Genomic DNA, 876 nt, shown 5'->3' with positions numbered 1-876 from the left:
ACTTCTATAAGCTGCCGAATCCCCAGATTGTTTTTAGCGCTTCCGTGATAAACGGGAAATAACGTTCCGTTTTGGAATCTCCTGTTTTCTTCCTGTTCCAGTTCTGACATTTTAAACGGTTTCCCTGACATATATTTCTCTAATAGTTCATCGTTTCCCATAATTACCGCATCCCACTGTTCCATATCGTCATTGTCCGTTACATTTATATGAGGATGCTGCCCAACCTTTTGCTTCACTATAATTTCCGAAGAAAGCTTTGCTTTCATTTCTTGATATACCATTGGCAAATCAATCCCCTCTTGGTCAATTTTATTGATGAAAAAAATTGTCGGAATCTTCATTGTCTGTAGTGCATGAAACAGTATACGGGTCTGTGCCTGTATGCCATCCTTTGCAGAAACTAATAATACTGCTCCGTCTAATACGGATAAAGAACGGTATACTTCCGCCAAAAAATCCATATGGCCTGGCGTATCTATAATGTTGACTTTTACATCCTCCCACTGAAAAGATGTCACTGCTGTCTGGATAGTGATTCCCCTTTGACGCTCCAAATTCATTGTATCTGTCCTTGTTGTGCCTTTATCTACGCTCCCTGGTTCTGCAATTGCACCACTGGTATACAATAAACTCTCCGTTAATGTTGTCTTTCCTGCGTCAACGTGAGCCAGAATGCCTAAGTTAATTATTTTCATGTGATTTTCCTCCTATCAACACCCAAAAAAGGGCATAAAAATACCCAGTGATAAATACTCCTATCACTGGGTAAATAACTCCAATAGCCCCAAAACACTTATATGTTTTCGGGCATATAAAATTACATGATAAAAGTATTCTTAAACTGGGTACAAAAAACTAAGCCCCATATTAAAA

Annotated in this window: 1 pseudogene; it reads right to left on the bottom strand. The window is 38.7% G+C overall.

From position 1 onward, the window contains the following. Positions 1 to 698, bottom strand: a pseudogene (tet(O), locus tag WMO25_RS18445) (tetracycline resistance ribosomal protection protein Tet(O)); the annotation flags it as partial. Positions 699 to 876 lie beyond the last annotated feature (178 nt).

This window comes from Coprococcus intestinihominis (assembly GCF_040096555.1).
Taxonomy (GTDB): domain Bacteria; phylum Bacillota; class Clostridia; order Lachnospirales; family Lachnospiraceae; genus Coprococcus_A; species Coprococcus_A intestinihominis.
Note: the sequence above shows the minus strand (reverse complement) of the source record. Positions and strands in the feature narration are given on the sequence as shown.